The sequence below is a fragment of the Vulcanisaeta distributa JCM 11217 genome (assembly GCF_001316005.1).
Classification (GTDB): domain Archaea; phylum Thermoproteota; class Thermoprotei; order Thermoproteales; family Thermocladiaceae; genus Vulcanisaeta; species Vulcanisaeta distributa_B.
Map to the genome: position 1 here is coordinate 63,104 of NZ_BBBJ01000001.1, position 16,394 is coordinate 79,497.

General features: G+C 44.7%; 20 protein-coding genes and 1 pseudogene. 13 read left to right on the plus strand and 8 right to left on the minus strand.

Annotation, left to right across the window (positions count from 1 at the left end):
- Positions 1–2: 2 nt before the first annotated feature.
- Positions 3–695 carry a DUF3782 domain-containing protein gene (locus tag JCM11217_RS00415; protein WP_054841721.1) on the minus strand — a complete coding sequence of 231 codons (693 nt, stop codon included), beginning with the start codon at positions 693–695 and terminating at the stop codon, positions 3–5.
- 81 nt (positions 696–776) lie between these two features.
- On the opposite strand from JCM11217_RS00415, the gene JCM11217_RS00420 reads away from it, so the two are divergent.
- From JCM11217_RS00420 to JCM11217_RS12150, 13 genes and pseudogenes are all read left to right on the plus strand, one after another.
- Positions 777–2,369 carry a hydantoinase B/oxoprolinase family protein gene (locus JCM11217_RS00420; protein ID WP_054841885.1) on the plus strand — a complete coding sequence of 531 codons (1,593 nt, stop codon included), beginning with the start codon at positions 777–779 and terminating at the stop codon, positions 2,367–2,369.
- Positions 2,370–2,486: 117 nt separating this feature from the next.
- Positions 2,487–2,793, plus strand: a pseudogene (locus JCM11217_RS00425) (HEPN domain-containing protein).
- Positions 2,783–3,100, plus strand: a complete 318-nt coding sequence (locus JCM11217_RS00430; RefSeq protein ID WP_054841722.1) for a nucleotidyltransferase domain-containing protein — start codon at positions 2,783–2,785, stop codon at positions 3,098–3,100. Before JCM11217_RS00425 ends, JCM11217_RS00430 begins: the two are co-directional and overlap by 11 nt.
- Before the next feature lie 258 nt (positions 3,101–3,358).
- Positions 3,359–4,474, plus strand: coding sequence for a hypothetical protein (locus JCM11217_RS00435; RefSeq protein ID WP_243677848.1), 1,116 nt, complete (start codon positions 3,359–3,361; stop codon positions 4,472–4,474).
- A 74-nt stretch (positions 4,475–4,548) separates the two neighbouring features.
- Positions 4,549–5,070: a hypothetical protein gene (locus tag JCM11217_RS12120; RefSeq protein ID WP_243677849.1), complete on the plus strand. Its 522-nt coding sequence runs from the start codon at positions 4,549–4,551 to the stop codon at positions 5,068–5,070.
- Entirely contained in the window at positions 5,067–7,265 is a 2,199-nt protein-coding gene (locus tag JCM11217_RS12125) for a hypothetical protein (RefSeq protein WP_243677850.1), read from the plus strand. The genes JCM11217_RS12120 and JCM11217_RS12125 overlap by 4 nt, the downstream gene beginning before the upstream one ends.
- Before the next feature lie 23 nt (positions 7,266–7,288).
- A complete protein-coding gene (locus tag JCM11217_RS12130) occupies positions 7,289–7,987 on the plus strand; it encodes a hypothetical protein (protein WP_243677851.1) in 699 nt (232 codons plus the stop codon).
- A 10-nt stretch (positions 7,988–7,997) separates the two neighbouring features.
- Positions 7,998–8,222, plus strand: a complete 225-nt coding sequence (locus JCM11217_RS12135; protein ID WP_243677852.1) for a hypothetical protein — start codon at positions 7,998–8,000, stop codon at positions 8,220–8,222.
- Positions 8,223–8,246: 24 nt separating this feature from the next.
- On the plus strand, positions 8,247–8,669 hold the full coding sequence (locus tag JCM11217_RS12140; protein WP_243677853.1) for a hypothetical protein: 423 nt from the start codon (positions 8,247–8,249) through the stop codon (positions 8,667–8,669).
- Positions 8,654–9,445 (plus strand): single-stranded DNA endonuclease, encoded by a 792-nt coding sequence (locus JCM11217_RS00450; protein WP_243677854.1) that lies wholly within the window; start codon positions 8,654–8,656, stop codon positions 9,443–9,445. The genes JCM11217_RS12140 and JCM11217_RS00450 overlap by 16 nt, the downstream gene beginning before the upstream one ends.
- Before the next feature lie 334 nt (positions 9,446–9,779).
- Positions 9,780–10,037 carry a hypothetical protein gene (locus JCM11217_RS00455; RefSeq protein ID WP_243677855.1) on the plus strand — a complete coding sequence of 86 codons (258 nt, stop codon included), beginning with the start codon at positions 9,780–9,782 and terminating at the stop codon, positions 10,035–10,037.
- A gap of 86 nt (positions 10,038–10,123) precedes the next feature.
- Positions 10,124–10,579: a hypothetical protein gene (locus tag JCM11217_RS12145; protein ID WP_243677856.1), complete on the plus strand. Its 456-nt coding sequence runs from the start codon at positions 10,124–10,126 to the stop codon at positions 10,577–10,579.
- Between the two features lie 4 nt (positions 10,580–10,583).
- On the plus strand, positions 10,584–11,195 hold the full coding sequence (locus JCM11217_RS12150; protein WP_243677857.1) for a hypothetical protein: 612 nt from the start codon (positions 10,584–10,586) through the stop codon (positions 11,193–11,195).
- Here JCM11217_RS12150 and JCM11217_RS00465 read toward each other — a convergent pair.
- The 7 genes from JCM11217_RS00465 to JCM11217_RS00485 all read right to left on the minus strand — a co-directional run bounded on the left by JCM11217_RS00465 (position 11,182) and on the right by JCM11217_RS00485 (position 16,370).
- Positions 11,182–11,769, minus strand: coding sequence for a DUF99 family protein (locus JCM11217_RS00465; protein ID WP_054841725.1), 588 nt, complete (start codon positions 11,767–11,769; stop codon positions 11,182–11,184). The two genes, JCM11217_RS12150 and JCM11217_RS00465, sit on opposite strands and share 14 nt — an antisense overlap.
- Positions 11,770–12,106: 337 nt before the next feature.
- Entirely contained in the window at positions 12,107–12,310 is a 204-nt protein-coding gene (locus JCM11217_RS12155) for a hypothetical protein (RefSeq protein ID WP_243677858.1), read from the minus strand.
- A 43-nt stretch (positions 12,311–12,353) separates the two neighbouring features.
- Complete coding sequence (locus tag JCM11217_RS00470) at positions 12,354–12,977, minus strand: dihydrodipicolinate synthase family protein (RefSeq protein ID WP_243677859.1); 624 nt, start codon at positions 12,975–12,977, stop codon at positions 12,354–12,356.
- A 62-nt stretch (positions 12,978–13,039) separates the two neighbouring features.
- Positions 13,040–14,185, minus strand: coding sequence for a hypothetical protein (locus tag JCM11217_RS12160; protein WP_243677860.1), 1,146 nt, complete (start codon positions 14,183–14,185; stop codon positions 13,040–13,042).
- 236 nt (positions 14,186–14,421) lie between these two features.
- Entirely contained in the window at positions 14,422–14,628 is a 207-nt protein-coding gene (locus JCM11217_RS12165; protein WP_243677861.1) for a hypothetical protein, read from the minus strand.
- A 130-nt stretch (positions 14,629–14,758) separates the two neighbouring features.
- Complete coding sequence (locus tag JCM11217_RS12170; protein ID WP_243677862.1) at positions 14,759–15,523, minus strand: AAA family ATPase; 765 nt, start codon at positions 15,521–15,523, stop codon at positions 14,759–14,761.
- Positions 15,507–16,370, minus strand: a complete 864-nt coding sequence (locus tag JCM11217_RS00485; RefSeq protein WP_243677863.1) for a biogenesis of lysosome-related organelles complex 1 subunit 2 — start codon at positions 16,368–16,370, stop codon at positions 15,507–15,509. Before JCM11217_RS00485 ends, JCM11217_RS12170 begins: the two co-directional genes overlap by 17 nt.
- Between the last annotated feature and the right edge of the window lie 24 nt (positions 16,371–16,394).

Here is a 16,394-nt window from a genome sequence, read left to right on the forward strand (position 1 = left end):
GACTAAACAACTTCAGAAGCCCTAACCTCAACACCCAACTCCCTAGCCAACTCAAGAGCCCTCCTCCTAATTACCGGACCAACAATGAGCAACCTCGGCTTCACCTTATTAACCCTCTCGTAGAGGACTCCCTCCCTATATAGTTCAGCCACGTCACCACGGTCAATACTCGCCTTATACTCAACGAGTACGTGCTCATTATCCCTAACGAGAACATCTACATCAATAACCGAGGGGTGACCGAGTACTACGCCGTCATTGTCGTAGTACGTCCAACGCCTAACCTCATAAACCTTAAGCAGGTCACTGACGAGGTACTTAATGGACTCCCTGAAGGCTTTTTCCGCGAAAAGCCCATACCTATAGCCCAACGCCGTTACTGAGGATGTTAACTTCTCAATGCTGGTCTGCATAACGATTATGACCTCACCATGCCTCCTAACGTCTTCACTCAACGTCTCTACAATCTTCTTAAGCTCATCATGAGATTTAACAAGTGCCTCCACGGCTTTCCTTAATTCGCCTATCTCCTCGCCCTGCCTGGCAACGATATTCTTCAAATCAGATATGGCCTTAACTAGGTTGTCCACTGAGGACTTAAGGTCGCTAATGCCCAATAGTCCCATTACCGCATACCTGAATTCCTCATCCTCCTTAAGTAACCTCAAGAGTTCCTTCCTTAGATCAAGGCCCATAACCTATTTGAAGTTCGCACCTAATTATTTAAATCCACCCATGGCAATGCTTTATTAGGGGGTTTGAAGCTTATCCTTAGGATGGTTTCGTGGGAACTCGTGTTTAGAGCCTCGGTGTTTATTGCTGAGGAGATGGGCGTTGCTCTGCGTAGGTCGGCCTTCTCACCAAACATACGTGAGAGGATGGATCACAGCTGTGCGATAACGGATTCGGAGGGTAACATTGTGGCTCAGGCGGAGCACATACCGGTGCACCTGGGCTCATTCAGGGTGGGCGTTAAGAATTTACTCAATTGGCTTAGTAATGAGGGTGTTGAGCTTAGCCCTGGCGATGTAGTGATTCTCAATGACCCATACATATCCGGTACGCACTTAAATGATGTCATGGTCATGGAACCGATATACGTAGGTAATAGGCTCATTGGCTACGTCGTTAATAAGGCTCACCATGTGGACGTTGGCGGGCCTGTGCCGGGTAGTATTAACCCCCCCAGCGCTAAGACGATTTATGAAGAGGGTTTGGTAATACCACCGGTTAAGGTTGCGATTAGGGGTGAGTTACAGCGTGACATACTAAATATGATACTCAGTAACTTCAAGACCCCGGAGACCGCGATTGGTGACATAACGGCTCAACTCGCCGCGAACAGAGTTGGAGTTGCCAGGGTTAGGGAGTTGGTGGAGAAGTACGGCGTTGATAACGTCGTTAATGCGTGGAGAGAGGGTATTGAGTACGGCAGGAAGTTAGCCCTGATGGAGATTGGCAAGTGGCCCAGGGGGGGCATTTACGACGCCGTGGACTACATGGAGCTTGGTGATGAGTTATTACCAATTAAGGTGTCTATTGAGATAGGCGAGGAGGGTGTTAAGGCCGACTTCAGTGGTACGCATGAACAGGTCGAGGCGCCAATAAACGCTGTTTATGGCGTGACATTCTCAGCCGTATCATTTGCGATAAGATCATTGATGCAAAGTGACATACCAACCAACGAGGGCTTCTATAGCGTTATAAGCGTCATGGCGCCCGAGGGCACGCTCGTTAACCCAAGGAAGCCCGCACCAGTGAGTGGCGGTAATGTCGAGACGACGCAGAGAATTGCGGACGTGGTCTTTAAGGCATTGGCTAAGGCACTACCTAATAGAGTACCGGCGGCTGGGTCTGGCACTATGATGAATGTAATGATAGGCGGGACATTGCCCAATGGCGGTTACTGGGCATACTACGAAACAATTGGCGGCGGGACTGGCGGTAGGCCAGGCAAGCCTGGTGTGAGTGGTGTTCATGTGAACATGACGAATACGTTAAATACCCCCATTGAAATCGCCGAGAGACAGTACCCACTGCTATTCACGGGTTATAGGATTAGGGAGGGGGGGAGTGGTGGTGATGGACTATACCGAGGCGGTGATGGCATTATTAGGTCATTTAAGGTGCTGACTAAGGCGAGGCTATCGATAATGGCTGAGAGGTTTAGGACAAGGCCGTGGGGGGGTCTATGGGGGGGCGGTGGTGATGGAGCGCCAGGTAGAGTCACTATTAGGAGGGGGGGTAATGCTGTGGTCATTAATTTACCGAGTAAGGCGACAATAGACCTGGAGCCAGGTGATGAGGTAATAATTGAAACGCCGGGGGGGGTGGGGGGGGATACGGCTCAAGAAGGTGATTTTTATTAAATTCTTAGTGAAAAAAATTGTTAAATAAAGTAAATGAGCACCAGGGAGGAAATCAATACGCTAATTAGGAGGGCCAGGGACTTCTTAAGGACGGCAAATTTTCAGATGGAAAATGAGATGTATGACTTAGCCGTTTTCAACCTTGAACAAGCCCTTCAATTATTCTTAAAAGCGAAGATTCTTGAGTATGGTGCTCAGTATCCACGGACACACAGTGTGCGCTACTTACTTAAGTTTTTACGTGATGTCGTGCCAGGTGATAAAAAAGCAAATTGTAAGTGAGTTGTTAGACAGGTATTTATTTGAACTAGGCGTGCTTGAAGATGCTTATATTGGTGCTAGGTATGTGCCAAGGGAATATACGAAGGAGGAGGCTGAAAGGTTAATTAAGGTTGTTAGTGAAATAATGAGCAGTGAATTATGATTACTTAATTGAGGATGCCAGGAGGAGACAGGATGTATTTAGGAATCTCAATAAATACTTACGCATTATTAAGGAGGTTATTAAGTCCTTAGATCCTAATGCCGAGGTTTATTTATTCGGTTCTGTTGCTGAAAATAAGTACGCATTATCGAGCGATATTGATGTTTTGGTGATAACCAGTGTTGATCCAGGGATTGTTCTCGAGAGACTGTGGAGAGCAGGTATTGGACCTCCCTTTGAGATCCATGTGAGAATGCCGGATAAGCTGGCTTATTATAAGAGGTTCAGTAAGTTGATTAGGGTGTGAATACTTCATTCCGCATAATATCTACTTTTATCCTTATTCATGAATAAGGTTCCTGTGTTCTTAGATAAATTAAGGCCATTAGTATTTTGAATGGGTGCTATCTTTAAAAGTTCAGGGATAAGAACTTAACTAGGAATGAGGTTTCTTATGAATACGGGTTATGGTTTACGGCAGTTATTAATTGTCTCAGCAATTACCGTAATAATCATTAGCGTTTTATTCATCATAACCCTACCGAGATCATGTACAAAACCTTCAATGGCAAATGCAATTAATAATACGAGAAACATAAAATTAATAATCAATGCTCAGGGGATTAACGAGCCATCAATGGAAGTTATTAAATCCCTTAATTTCACGTTATCATTAACTGAAGGGCAGATAACAAAAGACCCAAGCGATTTATGTTCTTACCTGGGCTTTGTGCTTCTGGGACCTACGAATCGACCAATTAATTTTAATGGTACGTATATAATCATTTATGGTCAACATGGTTACAGCGACTCACTTGGTAATGTTGTGGTTGATTTTTGTCTCATATGGAATGGATTAGTCTATAGAGATTTGAATGGTTTCTCAGTGGGTTATGCTCAGCTTTATAGTGTGGTTGTATATGTTCCAGGGTCCGGCGCGTATATTAAATACTTAGAGTTGTTCCAAGATGCCTACGCCTCATACGTGGCTTATGAATATGAGATGAATAAGATAAGCGCTTCGCAATTACCTGGAGATGTTAAATGGGTAGTAAGTGGTAATAATTATAGTGTGGGTTACTGGACGATTGATTATTATACGCCATACCCAATGCAGTGCATGGCGGTAAAGAAGTATAGGACCACCTTAACCCTAGGCTATGCAATCCAAGCGCCCTCGATCTCCTCTACATATTATTGTTCACAAAACACAATATCATTATCAGTAAAGGCATCTAGCGTAATAACGCCGTTGAATTTCGCCGTGTATAATATAACATGGGTCTTTAAGCCCATGAGTAGGTATTGGGCATCTCAGGAAGTAATGTATGGTGTTGAGAGTGAGGGTTATACGTATATGGGTCCTGCCAATAACCCGCAATCATTGATGTACGTGATTCCTGTGGGTGTCTCGGTTGTTGCCTATAAGCCGTTTGGGTGTACGTACTACTTGCTCGGCTTCATACCAATACCTGGCGTATTAGTTGGTCATATTGTTTACGATGTTGATTGGTACATATGGGTGAACTCTAATGGATCAATGGGCATTCAAAGCCACGGCATGTACATACCACCGCCAGGTATAAACAAGGACTGGAAAGAAAGCCAAAGCCCATACATGGGACTCCAGGGATTTTATTACACAACGCAATGTCAACCAATCTGGTGGCTATGGTGGTAAGCATTGTTAAATGCGGGATTATTTATTTTATTTGTTTTCTTAATTAATGGCTCATAGTAATTCAATCATTGATAATGTATAGTAGGTTTGGGTTTATTGATAGGCCGTTGAATCCAAGTGGAGTTCCGCCTATTGAGCGTAGGTACTCGCCGGTGGGTTTTGAGGGTGAGCTTGAGAGGGTTAAAGCTGCGATCAATGCTTTCCTTAGGGGGGGTAGTGATAATATTGCGGTTGTCATTGTTGGGCAGTATGGTTGGGGGGGTAAGAGTGAGTTGCTCGATGCCGTGGAGGCCGTGGCGCAGGGCCTTGGGCTCAAGGTTCTTAGGCTACCGCTTACCTTTGGTCTTGACATTAACGTGGTCATAAACTCACTGCTTAAGGCGCGTGGCAATTCTAATGAGCCTCTGCTCCTGCTTATTGATGAGGCTGATGAGGTTAGTAGGGCTGTTGAGCTTAGTAATGCGCTTAGCCCTGGTGATGCTGGTAAGGTTAGGGACTTGGTCATTAGGCTCGGCTCACTAATTAGGGCCTTGATTGAGCCCAGGAATTATAGGGATGTTCTTGGTGTTGATCCAAGAGGCTTGGCAAGGTTATGATGGTCCTAGCCTTCACACCGCAACTCTACTATAACATACTCAAGAACATGGTGCCTGACGTATTCGACATAACGAGGGGGGGTAGGGTATACATGGAGATAGTGCTTGATGAGAGGATGCCCCCCCTATGGCTCTACGAGGCAATGCTACTGCAGCGCTTCAATGCCTACTCCACGGATGAAAGGCTTGACTTAGTAAGAAAGGGCTTGATAAATGGCCTTCACCCACTGAGGCGTGAGTACCTGGCCACGCTTTATGAGTTAGTGGCTAACACTGAGGGTGGTAAGGCTTCGCCGAGGGCCTTGGTTAAGTTCACGTCTAAACTCCTTGATATGGTTGTGGAGAGGGGTAAGGAGCTTAATTACGAGTTATTTGAGGAGTTCCTGAAGAGCGAGGTCTCCAGCGGTGAGTTGAAGGCATACCTTGACGTGATTAATGAGGGACCTAATGATGAGAGAGGATCCAGGGTATTTAAGGCATTGTTACTATCAGGCATACCAAGAGGTATTGGTGATTTAAGTTCAGAGCTTGGGTTTGATGTTACATCGTATATCAATGCGATGGTTAAGGCTGGGTTAGTTGAGGAGGTTCAAGTCGCTAGGTTTAGGCTTGATAATGATGGATTAGGTAGGGTCAATAATGAACTGATTAAGCTAAGCATGGCGCCTATTGAGGGTGATCTTAGGGATATATCGATAAGCTACGGCTCGTATTACACGGCGTATGAGGGTGAGCCCATAATCTACGTGGTATTTCCAAGTAATGCTAAGGTTTCATCAACCACAAGCATAACTAAGGCATACCAGGTATCGCCCAGGTTACATAGGATGCTCGTTTTTGGTAAGGAGCCTGAGGAGGTCATTAGGGCTAAGGAGGAGGTTGGTAAGGCCATAGGCATTGTTAATGCGTTTCGTGAGGACTTGGCAATGGAGATAGTTAGGGCTGCGCTTGGTTCGCAAGTAACGCTTTATCCATTATCAGGTGCTTTGTTTGGCGTTATTGAGAATCCGCTCGATGTTAGGATTGGTGTTATTGTGAGTATGGATGGAGAACCCAATCAACTCATTAAATTGTTGAGTAAGGTTGTTAATGAGGGCATAATTACGGTTAATGGTCAGGAGAGGGTTATTGACTCGTTATTAGTCATTGTAATATCCAGGACTTTACTCACCAATGATATAGCGAAGAACGTTGTTGAGCCTATCAGTAAGTTATCCTGGAAGCTCGTGCTTGGTCCAGCGACTGACTTTACGTACTTCTCCATATTTGGTTCTGATAGGATTGATGAGCTTAGGTCCATAGTAATTGGTTCCAGGCTTGAGAGGTTGGATAGGGTTCCTAGGGAGTACTCGGTCTTTCTCGAGAGACTTAATGACTATAGGGATGAGGTGTTGGCGTTTAGGGATAGGGTTAGGCAGAGGGTTCTTCAGTACACGATGGCCATTAGGCGCGGCGCTAAGGAGTCAAAGGATGCCGTGATCAGGCATATCGTTGAGGCTTGGGTTAAGGGTGAAGGTCTTGAGGATCAGCCTGAGGTTTTTAGGGATGAGAGTGGTAAGGCTAGGGTTAGTCCTGTTGAGTCGAGCTTCATAAATTACCTAAGGTCATTGGGTAAGCAGAGCTTTACGGTGAAGGAGCTTGAGTATCTCATAAGGAGGTTATACCCTACGCACCTGTGGAGGGAGTTTAAGGAGGGCGATTTAATTAAGTTACTAAGTCTTAGGGGATTATTATTGCCAGTTAATGATAACCTGACTGAGTATGCCCCCCCATACTCACCCGAACTCGTGCCTAAGGTACTAACCATACTCAGTGAGCATATGGGGAGACTTAGTGAGTCTCTCCGTAAGCCATTATCGATAAGCATTGATGAGTTGAATATGAGTATTGAGGTTCAACTTGGGATCAATGTTCAGGATAGCGAATGCGAAAGGGCATTTACATTGTTGAAAGCCGTGCCTGAGACATCAAGCGAGTTCCTAAGGAGGTATTCATTATTTATGCTATGTATTGATAGGTTGGAGGGTGAGGTTGATCAGAGACTTGAGGAATTGAATAAGGAATTATCGGCGTTATCATTATCATTAAACAATACGATTAAGGACATATTGAGTAAATTAGGCAGTGCAGGAAGGGCATTAATGAGTATTTACCTGGGCTTTCAAACGAAATTGACTCAAGAATTAACAACTTAATCGAGAGGGTTAAGTCATATATTTTGAGACTCAATGGTCTTGAGTTGGAGAATATTAAGGAGAGCTTACCAACAATACTCGAGACAATTAACTCCGAGGTTAATGGCATGATTGAGCTAATGAATATTCTGAGAGGTATTGAGGATAGGATTAAGGAGTACGTAGAATTAACGGGCATATTAAGAAATGCATCAGTCATAGTGGGTAAGGGCATTCCTGAAATGACCATTGAGGACTTTGTAAACGACTTGTTACCATTAATAAGGCATGGTTCATTGGACCTATTGAATAATTACTTAAACGAACTAACGCGCATCGTTGAGTTAAGGCGTAAAGAGCTTAGTGAGGTTCTGGGCAATGTTAATGCGTTGATTGATAAGTACGCTAGGATAACTGCATGGCTTAAGAAGAGAATCAGCAATAAATTGGTTAGCAAGTTATTAGGTGATAGTGTTCCCGAGATTCCAAGCCCATCACCCACATTCGACAATGCTAAATATATCAGCGATGCAATTAGGAGCATCGATGAGGTAATTAGTGGGATTGGTAAGGAGCTTAACATACCCAGGGACTTACTCATTAAGGTTGCATCGCTGGGACCTAATGTGGGTATTGACGAGGAGTCCATAGCCAGGGAGCTCAATATTGATACTTCCACGGTTAATAAGTACCTGGAGAGTATGTGGAGGGCAGGTCTAATTGATAGGAGGTATGTAACGTGAGGTGGTGCTCATGAAGATTGCGATTCTCGGGCTAGGGAGGAATTGCATACCCAATGAAGTATTTAGTTGCGAAGATACTAACGATGCGACTGTAATCATTGACTTAATCGGTGGTCTTAGGTCATTGAATGTTAAGGCTCAGTTAATAGTCTCATCGAACCCTGAACCTCTCGTACCGGTTAAGAGGCGTGTGTTGATGAGATTGCGATTGGTAATTCCGTGTTACGGACTTTAATAGGTCTTGGAGAGCTCGATGGTGATGCCGTTATTAAGGGTGTTAGGGGGTGAGGTATTTGGTGTTTCAGTGAGTGGTAAGGTCGTACTCTTCGCAAGGCCATTACTCATATACCTAATTCATGACCCTGAACCATTTATTAATGAGCTGAAGTTACTGCTTAGTAATGCACCACCTAGTGTTAGTATTGAGGATGTGGTTAAGGAGTTGGCGTCCTTAATAATTTCTGAGAGACGTAGTAAGAAGGTTTCGCGCACGTTGGCTTACCTGGAGGAGTTTCTCCAAGACAACGATGTCGGTAAGTTACCGCCATACATACTCGACTTACTGACTAGCGTTGGTGCTGTGCAGGGTGATAGGGTTAATAGGGAATTGATTGAGAGAATAATAAGCGAGGTGAAGGCCAGGATATACCGAGGAGGGGGGCTAGGATGTTTAACGACGTAATAGTAGACATGCTCGAGCTCATTGAGACCAGGATAGCCCAAATGAGGGATAGGGCCCTAGAACTACTTAACAATGCCGGTAATTACATGGACTACGTAATTGAGGTTGCACCTAACAGGGAGTTCACGAGGTTCATAGCCGTTGATTCTGGTTTCACCGAGATAACGTACTTAGGTTTTAGAATAGCCGTTATCAACGTGGCCCTATTAATGAATGTTGATGGTAAAGGACACGTAATAAATAGGTTCGACGCATTACTTGGAATTTCCAGTGAGGAATTGGAGAGAATGGCGCTGGACATGGAGGCTCAATACGCCTTGGAATACTCAAGGTCCTTTCCCGTGGATATCGTATTGCTTGATGGAGCGTTAATAGGGAGGAACTACGTAAATAGATTCACCATTCCAATACTTGCTCATGCTAAGGATGTTAAGGTCAATAGGTATTCGCAGGGAATAACCAACGATGAGTTTAGGAATTATGTTGATAGGGCGTTGCAGATAATGGAGGAACCGTTGGTGATGCATATGATTATGGAGACTTACAGGGCGAGGAATAAGTCGGTTAATGCTCTGATCACCAAGCCTTATGTTGTTGGTAAAGTTGGTGATAATGAGGTTTATGGGTTCTACGTTCAATACCTGCCAGCGACATTGCCAATATACACCGAGTACATGGGTGAGCCTGGCATGATTCGGCATGTGATATCGCGTATAGCCCCCATTATCGACAATGCCGAGACTTGGTTATCCAGCCCCCCCACTGTACATTGTTGATAGGGTTGCTAAGGTGAATGCGGACTTCAGGGGATGGTTAGGTTAATAATGGAGAAGTTGGGCGGTGAGGTCTTGAGCGAGTTAAGGGGTATGTACTTAAGGATTGGGCTTAATGAGTATGTGAAGAGTAAGTGATGAAGTTACTTAATGCCGTGGTGAGGATTGTCATCCCGGGTTCATCTCATCAAAGCAGGTGCTCAGCAGCGTCCTAGACCTAATCATCAAATGTGATGTATTTTTCCAGTAATTTAACTCTTTATTTCCACAATGACCATTAAGCAAATAAAGTGCTAAAGGCTTTGTTTGTTGGATGTTGATTTACATTGTGCGAGCCATGAATGAGCTTAGGAGGTGCCTAGCTCTCTATGACGAGTTTGAGTGTTCGGCATACCTTAATAGGACATATGGCACATGGATGGTTAGGCTTAGTAGTGATGAGGCCAATTCAATACTTAACGAGGCATCGAAGGCATGCACGCAGGTTGAGAGCAGCTTTCTATACTGTATATTTTGTGTTGGCTCACAGTGCAGTATGGAGCCCTCGGAATCCGTGACCAAGTACATAATTGACTGCTCGATAAGCTCAACATAAAGCAGGGTGTAAAGGATGCACTGAGGAGCATGCTTAATAAGGCTGTGGAGATTAATTCCGAGGTCGCCTGCACCGGTGAGTAGCTAATGCTTAAGCAGGTGATCTTTGGAGGAATCTTTGATAAATTGCCACAGGACGTTTACAGGAGGTGGTTTGTTTACCAAATGAGGGTTTCTCAGGCGTTATTAATAATCTCCATGGCATCCTTCATAATTGGTTCAGCAGTTTTGGCGCTGAGGTATGGTCGCTTACATGGGGGGGATTTAATGCTCGGTGGCTTGGTATTGTTCTACATAGGCATAATGTTTAGTCAACACCCTGGCTTCACGAGGGTTATGCCAAGCCCATTTGCGTCAATATTAATTGGTTTATTAGCCATTGCCTGGTTCGTGATTTACGCATTGGGGGGGATGTGGTTCAGCTGGGTAGTGGGCATTATCCTAGCATTATACTATGCATTACTGTTAATTATCAGGGGGTGGCTTAGGCAGGAAGCCCCCCCTTTACTGGCCCAACACGTTTTTCCTGAGCGGTTTGATTAGCTTAATGATTGCCCTATACCTGGGTGGCTTTAGACTGGTGGTATTCCCCGTGGCGTCAATTACAAGTCTCATGAGACGTGTTGAGAGTAGGCAAAGACCCATCTACGTCATTGATGTGCCATACGCGGTCCTACTCCCTGTGATGACGTACTACCTCAATAACCCCCCCATAGACCTGGCGATTCTCTCACTACTCACGTTAATAGTCATTGGTGTACCCAGGAAATTCGGACCCGCGTTTAAGACTATATACTCAAGGGCATACCCAATCGGTTCATCGCTTGGCAGGGCAATGCTAATAATTACCGCAATCCTGGCATTAATTGGAGTTCCGCTGGGTGATGCCATTCACGCACTTTTCATAGGTTTCATAGCCGTAATAATGTCCTCACTATGCATACCAATGCTTAACCCAGGCATTCTCTGGTTCTCAATGAGGCGCTATGGCATTGTTGGCTTCGAAATACCAATGCTCCTCTTCATATCAGCCATATTAAGGGCAATCTACTACCTGGTTGGCCCACAACTAATTGCTGCATCCCTAATCCTCGCATTCATAGTATATATCGAGGTCGCGGCATCATACCTAAGCGGTGAGAGAGTCAAGGTGCTCTAACGTAGTTAAGTAGTGCATTCGCTATCAACCTTGCAACCCTAATTGGCTCAGGTCTCTTACCCTCCTTAACGAACTTCCTAATTATCGTCCTAGCCGTCCTATAGTCAATCCCGGTAAACCTCACGTAAATCCTCAAACCACCGGGTAGCAGCATTTCCTTAGGCTTACCCAACTTCTCATAAAGCCTCACCCTCACGTCCGAATCGCTCGGAAACAACTTCCTCAGCGCATTTACGACATCACCCTCAGGCTCCTCAAAGGTCAGGCACATTATGGGTAGGCCCAACTCATTCGCTAGTCTCTCCAGGTCAATTATGTTGTACCAAGATATTATACAGCCATCAATCATCAACAACTGAATATCATTCCTGTTAAATGACCTGTATAGGCTTATTACGGCATCAGTAGCGTCCAAACCACCAACCGTAGTCCTACCCAGCGATACACCATCAATAACGCCATCACTCCTCATGACAACGCCAACCAATATCGAGTACTTAAGGTCAAGCCTAAAGCTCTCGGCTATACCAAGGGCCCTCACGCCAGACTTACTAACAAGAGAGTCAGTACCCATACTGATCTAATCACGTAATGTTCCATAGTTTAAATTATAATACTTAACACTCACTATGAATTAATTGATCCCTGGAATTACAGTGTTGTGGTAGTAAACCTGATATGCGTCGGTACTAATCGTTAATATCGGCTTGGGTTCAGCGACGGAATAAATGTACTTAGTGCAATGAGTATGATAATGGCAGTAATTGATATAGCAAACACCGTTATCGCAATATCCCTCCTATTGATATTCATGGATGTTAAATAATCATTAATTGCCAAGATTTTATACTTCGGGTATTCTTAAAGGATAAATCAAGCTAAATTGAATGAAAGTCTTAAATTTAATGACATTATACCCTGGGCTTTAGTCCCAACCTTATTAATCCATCCCTGAGCCTCTGCACCTCTGAATCACTCAGTGGCCTTAGGTATGGTTCCTTAACGGTTCCGAAGTCATAACGCAGCAGATGCACGAGTTTATAGTAGCCATCAACCCCCCCTGGATACTCCTTAATCAACTCCCTAACCCTGGCTATTAAGTCCTGCTTCTCCATGGCCGATTGAAGCTACCGGCCCTGAAGTCATTGAACATTTCCCTCATGACCTCCGGAAGCACGTTGCCATCGCCGAGATACAACCCTTTGCCCCAACCATGAGCGCCGGCAGTATTGTGGAGTCTGCTCCATTGAGCACCGTTATGCCTAGCCTAACGTGGCCCATTATCTGCGTTATATCGCCAGTACTATCCTTAACACCGGCTATTTTAACGCCATCACTGAGAAGCCTCGCTATTAGGTCTGGCGTTACGTTGAAGCCCGTGTTCTGCGGTATGTTGTAAATGAATATTGGTAACTTCGTTAACTGGGATAGCTTCTCGTAGTATCTCCTCAGAGTCTCATAATCTGGCCTGTAATAGATTGGTGGTATTGACGAGATAGCCACTGCACCATACCTCTCGGCAAGTCTCACAGTCTCCACCACATCCTGCCAATCAAATGAGAAGACATGAACCATCAACTGCTTATTCGTATTCCTCGAAATAACCTCCAAGGCCTCCCTCCTCTCCTCAAGCGTTAGGTACGGTCCCTGGCTAGTCGTACCAAATGGGTAGAAACCATCAACGCCGGCCTTCGTTAGCGAGTCAACGTGCCTCGCAAGGGACTCCTCATCCAATTTACCGTTTTTAAAGGGTATTGCCAAGGCTACGAATATTCCCTCCATCGAGGTTATTCGGCATAAAGCCTTAATAAAACTATTTACTTACATATCATAATTAATTCAGTTCACTGGACAATCCTCCTCTCATTACCCTCCTTGACAAGCCTAATAACACTATACTTAACATTAGCCTCCTCGGCCGCCTTCACTATGTCATTAACCAAATCCTCTGATTGAGTCGTGATTATTACCTGACCAACCAAGCCCTCATTAACGAACCTGGTTAATAACGCCGCGAAGGCCCTCCTAATGTTCACGTCAACGTACGGTATTGGTTCATCCATTAGTAGGAAGTCAACATTGTGGTTAGTGGCTCTATAGACACTTAGCAGGAATGAGAGGGCTATCGTCAGTCTCTGTCCATCGCTCAACCTGGATATTGTAACCTTCCTACCGCCAGGCCTAATTGCATAGAGTGTGTATTCACTGACTACTCCGACAACGCCCCTATCCCTAACCGTAACCTCAATACCCGCACCCTCAAGGTCATTGTATGGGTATAGTAGCTTGAATATTGAACCAACGTTATCCCTAACAATCCTAATCATTTCATCCCTAACCCTGGCCTGAACCTCCCTGATACCAGCCCTAATCCTGACCAACCTGTTGTAGAAGTCCTCAAGGAAGTCAAGTCTCCTCCTGAGCACTGAGGGGGGGTCCTCCTTATCAAAGCCAAGACTTGACAGTGCAAGTTCAAGCCTACTTAGCTCCGCCGAGTCATCACTCAACCTAGCCCTAACCTGAGACAACCTCTCATCAAGATACTTAATTTGGTCTTCAATACTCGTTACAGCCCTCGTATCAACACCAAGACTACTGAGTTGTTGCCTAAACTCCTCCTCCTGCTGTTTCAGGGAGTTAAGTTCCCTATACTTTCTTAGGTATGAAATCGCCTTATCAACATCGTCAATTTCAGCCCTAAACTCGTCAATAAACCTCGTAAGTACCTGAATTCTCCTATCAATATCCCTAATGGACTTCTCAATAGTCTCAAGCTTCGAGACCACAGCCTCAAACCTAGACCTAACATCACGTGCACGTTCAACGGTGGTCTCATAATCATTAACGATGGGCAATAATGTCTCCATATTAGTTAAGGCCTTCTCCAGTTCATTCAGTTTATTCCTCATCTCCTCAATTTCGTCACTACGACCCCCCCTCGATAATTCCTCAATCCTTCTCTTAATGTTTTCATAATCCTCCTCACTCAACGGCCTATTACAGACAGGGCACCTCTCCTCATGATTGCTCAGTATGTATTGTAAAACGTTTAGTAATGATACCCTAAAGCTCTCCTCAGAACTTAACTTCTCAAGCCTACTCTTTAATTCCTCAATGTCCTTCCTAACCTTAATTGGCTCACCATACTTATCAACTAACGCCCTATACTCCCTAACCCTGGGCTCCTCCTGGGAAAGTCTCGTCTCCAGCTCCTTAAGTGATGCCTTTAGTGACTCGACCTGGATCTCGAGGTCATTACGAACATTACTAAGGTACTCCCTATCCTCAACCAGCTTATCCTTAAGTTTTGTGAGTCCCTCGAAGGCTTTGTATATATTCTCGCAGCCTCAGCCATGTTATCATTAGTTATCACTAACTTACTAACCTCATCAGCCTCCTTAACAAGTGCGTACTCCTCAAGCTTCTCAACCAATGAATCCCTAAGCCTCTCAAGCCTAAGCCTAATGCTCGTCTCATTAACCTCCTTAATGCCCGCCCTCTCAAGCTCCTGCTCAAGACTCTCCCTCCTAATCCTAGTAGCGATATAGTTACTGTATACCTCCTCAACACCCCCCCCTGAAGTTCTTCAGTATTTCCTCCCTCTTTCTCAATAAGTCATTATACGCGTTACCGAGTTCCTCCTCCTCCTTCCTCAATTTATCAATTTCCTCCCTCAACTCCCTAACCTTTTCCCGCGCCTTCTCAATGGAGCCATACTTAACAATTATTTCAGGAAGCTCCTTAACACTGGCGAGTCTCTGCCTAAGTCTATTAATCAATTCCTCAAGCTGGGACATGGGCAACGACTTATTTAAATTATCGAGAACCTCAAGCCCAAACAACTTATCAATGAATAAACTCCTCTTCGTGATACTACCATAGACTAGCGCCTCAAGGGTCCTATGCGTAACTAGTACAAACCTCTCGAAGTCGTCATCGTCAACGCCCAGGAACTCTATGACCTTAGGATTGACATCATCACCCTTATACCTAGTGCCTTCAATCATGGCAGTAGGACTCTCCCTTGCAGTTTCACCAGACCTCTTAAGCTCCCTAGTAATTTCAATACCATCAGTAAGCACTAGCCTAACGAGTGAGGAATTCGAATCCTCATTTATTAGGTCAGCCAACTTTGAAACCCTCTCCTTAACCTCTAACTGAGTTCCATAGAGCGCATACTCAATTGCCTGAACAATACTCGTCTTTCCAGAACCAACAGGACCGTGTATAACATTAATACCATCACCAAAGACAACCCTATGCTCACCTCTAAATCCCCCCCTGAAGTCCCTAATGATTAGCTCATTAATCCTAACCTTCACCCTCACTCACCTCAACGCCAACATTACTCAACTCCTCATTAATCGCCTTAATAACGCCCCCCCTCCTACCACCCTCCTTATAAGCCATGTAAAGCTTAATAGCCAATTCAGCATCCTGCCCAAGCCTCTCCCTCAGGAACTTAATTATTAACTCATCAAGTTCACCCATTCCCACCACCCCCCTCCTTCTCAATACCTCAATCCATGGATTATTACTGAGGAAGTCGGGTAGCTCATTACCAATTGTCGAGCCCTCCTGCACGGCGGTATTAGGCGTTCTTGCGCCCTGCAGTCCAACGCTTTCGAGCCTATTGACACGTTCAATTAATTCATTAATTGTTTGTTCAATCCTCATCACCCTATCCCTCAACTCATTAATGTCCTTGGCCAATGGCTGAATGTTGATGCCCGATAAGGAATTCCTCACATCATTAATTGCCTTCTCGAGGTCATCAATCCTCTTCTTAATACTCTCATCAACACCCTGCTGTAGCTGTATTGGTATGCTTGGTATTAACTCCTCCACGGCCCTTTCAGGATCACTTGATGATAGGTCGTATATGTAGACACCAACCCTATTACTCCTGAATAATTTGCCATTGATTAATCCCCCCCTGGCGCTCTGCGGAAATGCTATATATGCCTTATTGTAATTAAACCTATTCCTCATGACATTACTAAGCTCATCAATTATGTAGGACTCCGTTGGGAACTCCTCAGTGGATATTCTGAGGTAAACCGTGTTATTACCCTCCATGAGCACGATCTCCCTCTCACTCAATTTATCCACTACCCTGAAGCCCCTCTGTAATAGCCACTCCTCAAGAAGCTTCCTCGCAATTTCAATACTCATTACACCTACACATTACTAATTAAC